Genomic DNA, 5,590 nt, shown 5'->3' with positions numbered 1-5,590 from the left:
GTCCAGTTGGTGGCGCCGGTGACCGCGACGTTGAGGTTGTAGCGGTCGCTCCACTGCTGTCCCGCGGAGAGGGTCGCGGTGCAGCCGCCACCGCCGCCACCGCCGGTGCCGCCGCCGTCCGGGGTCACGGCGCGACCCGTCTGCGGTGAGATCATGCCGGCGCACAGGCCGCGGGCGGCCAGCCCCTGCGCGATCCGCGGGATCGCCGCGATCGTGTTGGCCGGCCAGTCGTGCATGAGGATGATCTGGCCGTTGGTGAGCCGTCCGGCGGCCTGCACGATCGCGTCGGTGCTCGCGCCGTTCCAGTCCTGCGAGTCGACGTCCCAGATGATTTCGGTGAGTCCGTACTTGGCCTCGACCGACTTCAACGTCGCGTTGGTCTCGCCGTAGGGCGGCCGGAACAGCCGGGGCGTGCCGCCGCCGGCGGCGGAGACGGCCTGCTGGGTCCGGGAGATCTCCGAGTCCATCTGCGCCTGGCTCTGCTGGGTCAGATGCGGATGGGTGTAGCTGTGGTTGCCCACCCACATGCCGGCGTCGACCTGGGCCCGTACCTGTGCGGGGTTGGCCGCGGCGTACTGGCCCTCGTTGAACATGGTGGCCCGCAGCCCGTTCTGCCGGAGCGCGTTCAGCAAGCTCGGCGTACTGCTTGACGGGCCGTCGTCGAAGGTGAGTCCGACATAGCCGTTGCAGGTGGCGGCCCGGGACGGGCCGGCCGACAGGGCGAGGGTGCCCGCGGCGACCGTGGTGACGACGGCCAGCGCGGCCGTCAGGGAACGTAACGCGGGAAGTGGTCCGTTGGACATACGGCGTGGTCCTCCAGTCGCGGTGGTCTCGGGGTCAGCCTGTGGTGCAGGAGACGGTGGGCCAGGTCCAGTTGCCGTTGGTCTGGATGGTGACGCCGAAGTTGTTGCCGTTGCCGTTGGGTTTGGCGGTGAGTACCTGGGCGCTGGGGTAGGCGGCGGTGATGTTCCAGGTGGAGAGGATCTTCGCGGGGGAGGGGACGTTCATGGTGACGGTCCAGTTGGTGGCGCCGGTGACCGCGACGTTGAGGTTGTAGCGGTCGCTCCACTGCTGTCCCGCGGAGAGGGTCGCGGTGCAGCCGCCACCGCCACCGCCGGTGCCGCCGCCTGAACCGCCGCCGCCCGAACCGCCCTCGCTCACGGTGATGTTGGAGTTGCCGCTGCTCTGGTAGCCCTCGGTCGCCATGATCATGTAGTTGAAGCTGCCCATGGGCATGCCCTTGGCGGCCCATGCGTCGAAGTGGTTGCCGGTGGTGATGGTGCCCCCGGTCCGCTTCGACTGCCGGACGCTCCAGTACTGCTCGAACGTCCTGGTGCCCTCGATGGAGGGCTGGTTGACGCGCGTGGTCTCGTAGATGTCGTAGGTGCCGCCGTCGGTGGTGACGGTGCCCTTGTACGTGCCGGTGGGCCGGTAGGTGCCCCAGTTGTCGACGACGTAGTACTCGACGAGCGGGTTCTGCGTCCAGCCGTAGAGGGCCAGGTAGGCGTTGCCGGACGGATTGAAGCTGCCCGAGTAGTTGACGGACTTGCGTCCGCCGGTGCTCCAGCCCTTGCCGCCGACGAAGTTTCCGACGTTGCTCCACTGGTAGGCGTAGTTGCCCCCGGAGCCCAGGGTCATGGACACCGAGCCGCCGCCGTCGCTCCAGTGCGAGTAGTAGTAGCCGTTGTTGGTGCCGGTCTGGTTCGAGGTGATGACCGTGTCGGCCTGGGCGGTGCCGGGCAGCGTCAGGGCGGCCAGGGCGACCAGCAGCATGGTGCAGACACCGCTGACGAACAGCCTGAACCGACTCGGTGCCCCGGAGCGGCCGCCGCGGCGGACCGACGGGTGTGCGGATGCGTCGATCATGTGTGTGTTTCCTCCTCGTCCTCGTGTGGCCGGTGGGCGTCTGGCGGCACAGTTTTGATCTGGCCCCGTCAACTGTCAATACTTTCGGTTGTAAGTTCGAAACATTCGAAATGGTTGGGGAGAGATGATGGCTATGTTTTGCCTGTTCAGCAGGCGTGCATCACTACGGTGCGGCTGTGCTCGATGTGTGTGATTGGTGGCGTGTGAAATTCCAAGATCGTCTGGTTGGGGCAATTTCTCGAATGTTTCGAAGAATTTCCGAACCATGGACGACTGTGCTCCGCCGCGCCGCTTCGAGCCGCCGTGGCCCTGCCCGGACGTTCCGTCGAATGCCTGTGCTGGCCGGTGATCTTTCGGTCTGCGGCTTTCACTATGAAAGGGCTAATATGTGACCGGAGTGATCAATGCCTCACAAGGGACCTACGGGTGACGCCGAAGCGCTGCTGGCCAGACTTGGGTCACTGACCGCCCAGGCCCGCGAGCGCGCCGAGCTTCAGCGCTCCCAGGTCGAGCTGGCGATCGCCCTGCAACGGGGCATGCTCCCCGGGGAACTGCCGACCGCGCCGGGCGTGCGCGTGGCCGCCCGCTATGTGCCCGCCTGCTACGGCCTCAACGTGGGCGGCGACTGGTACGACGCGTTCCCGCTGCCCGACGGGGCCATCGGGCTGTCCATCGGCGACGTGCAGGGGCACAACATCGAAGCCGCCGCCTTCATGGGTCAGGTCAGGGTCGCCCTGCGGGCCCTGGCCTCGATGACGAGCGAACCGGGCGAACTGCTGGCCCGGACGAACGACCTGCTCATGTCGCTCAGCACCGAGCTCTTCGTCACCTGTACGTTCATACGGCTCGACCCGGCCACCGGGGTGCTGGAGAGCGCACGGGCGGGACACGTGCCCTGCGTCTGGGCCACGGCCGACGGGCGGTCCGGCATCGCCAGGGACGAGGGCGGGCCGCCGCTGGGCGTCCAGGAGGGAGCGGTGTACCCGACCACCCGGACCCGTTTCACCACGGGCGGGGTGTTCGTCCTGCTCACGGACGGTGTGGTGGAGGGCCCCTCGCTGGCTGTCGACGAAGGGCTCGAACTCGTCGTACGACTGGCCGGCGCCGCCGCCGTCGCCGGTGTGGAGGCGGAGTCGCTCGCCGCCGGCCTGATCAGGTTCTCGGATCTCGTGGGGCACGACGACGACGCCGCGGTGCTGGTTCTGCGCCACGACGGACCAGGCGTCCGGGTGTAGGACGGATCGGGACCGCTCCGGGGCCTCTCGCCTCGCCGAAGCGGCGGAGCCGGTGTCTGATGGCTGCTGTGGTGCGTATCCGGGAGCTGAGCGGCCCTGTCGTCACCGGCGTGCAGGTGCTGGCTGTCGCCGCCTGCTACTTCGCGGGAGCACGGCTGGGACTCCTGCGGCAGTACGTCGTCGACGGAGCGGTCTTCACCCCCATCTGGCCGCCCACCGGGATCGCCGTCGCCGCGCTGCTGATCCTCGGCCTGCGCTGCTGGCCGGGAGTCGCCCTCGGGGCGTTCCTGGCCGTGCTGTCCGTCGCCCCGCTGCGACCCACGGTCGTCGGCAGTGTGGTCGGCAACACCGCCGCCCCCGTCTGCTCGTATCTCCTGCTGCGCCAGGTGGGATTCCGCAACGATCTCAGCCGTCTGCGGGACGGCGCCGCACTGGTGTTCCTGGGCGCCCTCGCCAGCACCCTGATCAGCGCGACCGTCGGCGTCGGGGTCATCGTCTTCAGGGGAGGGCTCCCGGCGGAGGACTTCTGGACGGCCTGGCCGGCCTGGTGGGTGGGTGACGCGATGGGCGTCCTGATCGTCACCCCGCTGCTGCTCGCGCTGCACGGGGCGCGCTGGCCCCCGCGCATGTCGCGCTGGAAGGAGGCGCTGGGGACGGTCCTCGTCGCCTGCTTCCTCGTTCCGCTGGCCACCCACAGCGCCCTCAGCATGCTGTTTCTCGTCTATCCGCTGCTGATCTGGGCGGCGCTGCGGTTCCAGCTCGTGGGCAGCATGCTGTGCGCGCTGTTCGCCTCCGTCCTGGCCACCGTCGCGGCGACGGACCAGGTCGGTCCCTTCGCCGGACTGTCCTCGACGGAGCTGATGTTCAAGCTCCAGGCCTTCAATGGTGGCATGGCCCTGACCGCGCTGCTCCTCTCCTCGGTGATCACCGAGCAGCTCAACACCAGACGCTCCGTGGAGCAGGCCTGCCGGGAACTGGCCGAGGTCCTCGAACACCTCACGGCGGGCGAGTCCCGCCGTGAGCGGCTGCGCGAGGAGGGGGAGCAGGAACAGGAGGGGGAGTCGGAGGGGGAACAGGAAGGGTGGCAGGAGGAGGGCGACGGCGGCGGACGGCGCGGCCCGTCATGACCGTCGCGCGGGTCGGGCGTACGGTGCGCGCCACCTGCGGACGGGGCGGTGCCGCGTAGACGGCACACGCCCGCACGGCGTCCGGCGCCCGCACGGTGTCCGGCGCCCGCACGGTGTCCGGCGCGTCCCGCAGGGCCTTGCCCGGACGGGCCGACGTCAGCGCGGTGCCTGCGCAAGCCGGTAGCGCGGCGGCCGTAGCGCACCTGCTCTTCCGCGTACGAGGCGTGCGCCCCGCGCGCGACGGCTTCGGCCCGGCTCCGTGCAGGGCCGGTCCGGCCCGGCGTCACCCCGGCCGGACGCTTCGAATTCGGCCAACTCCCTTGCGCTGCACGTGAGTTCCACACTTGTTCGAATCTACGAACCTGCCCCTTTCCGGGTTACCGCCTCGCTCTGCATCTGATAGTAAACCTTCCTGTCAGTGCAATCAGGTACGGACCAACTCCACACCCCCCACCTTCAAACGGAGTCCCCGTGAAGCACATAACCTCCGGGACGACGGGTCTCACCGTCGCTTCCCGCCGTACGGCCCTCGCTCTGGTCGGCGCCTTGGCAGCGGCCCCGCTGCTCGGTCTGCCCCGGGCCGCCGCGAGCCCCGTGACCGCCGCCGCCCCAGGCCTCGACGACCCGGCGAAGAAGGAGATCGCCATGCGATTGGTGTCGAGCGCGGAGAATTCCTCGCTCGACTGGAAGGCGCAGTACAAGTACATCGAGGACATCGGCGACGGCCGCGGCTACACCGCGGGCATCATCGGGTTCTGCTCCGGCACCGGCGACATGCTCGACCTCGTCCAGCTCTACACCGACCGCAAGCCCGGCAACGTCCTCGCCCGGTACCTGCCGGCGCTGCGCTCGGTGAACGGCACCGACTCGCACGACGGACTGGACCCGTCCTTCACCGGCGACTGGCGCAGGGCCGCCCAGGACTCCCGCTTCCAGCAGGCACAGGACGACGAGCGCGACCGGGTGTACTTCGACCCGGCGGTACGGCAGGGCAAGACCGACGGGCTGCGCGCCCTGGGCCAGTTCACCTACTACGACGCCATCGTGATGCACGGCGACGGCGACGACCCCACCAGCTTCCGCAACATCCGCAAGCGCGCCCTGGGCCGGGCGAAGCCGCCGGCGCAGGGCGGCGACGAGACGGCATACCTGAACGCCTTCCTGGACGCGAGGGTGTGGGCCATGAAGCAGGAGGAGGCGCACAGCGACACCAGCAGGGTCGACACCGAACAGCGTGTCTTCCTGCGCAAGGGCAACCTCGACCTCGACACGCCGCTGGACTGGAAGGTGTACGGCGACAGTTACCACATCGGCTGAACGCCGAGCGAGTGACCGAACCTCCGGGTGAGCTGCCCGCCGACC

General features: G+C 69.2%; 5 protein-coding genes. 3 read left to right on the top strand and 2 right to left on the bottom strand.

What is annotated here, in order from left to right; all coding sequences use genetic code 11:
- Window positions 1-803 (bottom strand): polysaccharide deacetylase family protein (locus tag ABT085_RS43140; RefSeq protein ID WP_351621714.1); only part of this gene is annotated, 803 nt, incomplete at its 3' end.
- A gap of 34 nt (window positions 804-837) precedes the next feature.
- On the bottom strand, window positions 838-1,866 hold the full coding sequence (xynA, locus tag ABT085_RS43135) for an endo-1,4-beta-xylanase XynA (RefSeq protein ID WP_502982965.1): 1,029 nt from the start codon (window positions 1,864-1,866) through the stop codon (window positions 838-840).
- A gap of 404 nt (window positions 1,867-2,270) precedes the next feature.
- Between xynA and ABT085_RS43130 the strand changes: the two genes are divergently transcribed.
- From ABT085_RS43130 to ABT085_RS43120, 3 genes are all read left to right on the top strand, one after another.
- Entirely contained in the window at window positions 2,271-3,101 is an 831-nt protein-coding gene (locus ABT085_RS43130) for a PP2C family protein-serine/threonine phosphatase (RefSeq protein WP_351621712.1), read from the top strand.
- A 59-nt stretch (window positions 3,102-3,160) separates the two neighbouring features.
- Window positions 3,161-4,228 carry an MASE1 domain-containing protein gene (locus tag ABT085_RS43125; RefSeq protein WP_351621709.1) on the top strand — a complete coding sequence of 356 codons (1,068 nt, stop codon included), beginning with the start codon at window positions 3,161-3,163 and terminating at the stop codon, window positions 4,226-4,228.
- A 471-nt stretch (window positions 4,229-4,699) separates the two neighbouring features.
- Window positions 4,700-5,545, top strand: a complete 846-nt coding sequence (locus ABT085_RS43120; RefSeq protein ID WP_351621706.1) for a chitosanase — start codon at window positions 4,700-4,702, stop codon at window positions 5,543-5,545.
- The last annotated feature ends 45 nt before the right edge of the window (window positions 5,546-5,590 follow it).

The organism is Streptomyces sp. NPDC002265, from assembly GCF_040296125.1.
Classification (GTDB): Bacteria; Actinomycetota; Actinomycetes; order Streptomycetales; family Streptomycetaceae; genus Streptomyces.
The sequence above is the reverse complement of the archived record's forward strand: the minus strand, read 5'-3'. Positions and strand labels throughout refer to the sequence as shown.

Bases quoted from the DNA above. Each gene is read 5' to 3' on its own strand.
- xynA (WP_502982965.1), bottom strand. From the start codon at position 1,866: ATGATCGACGCATCCGCACACCCGTCGGTCCGCCGCGGCGGCCGCTCC.
- ABT085_RS43130 (WP_351621712.1), top strand. From the start codon at position 2,271: ATGCCTCACAAGGGACCTACGGGTGACGCCGAAGCGCTGCTGGCCAGA.
- ABT085_RS43125 (WP_351621709.1), top strand. From the start codon at position 3,161: ATGGCTGCTGTGGTGCGTATCCGGGAGCTGAGCGGCCCTGTCGTCACC.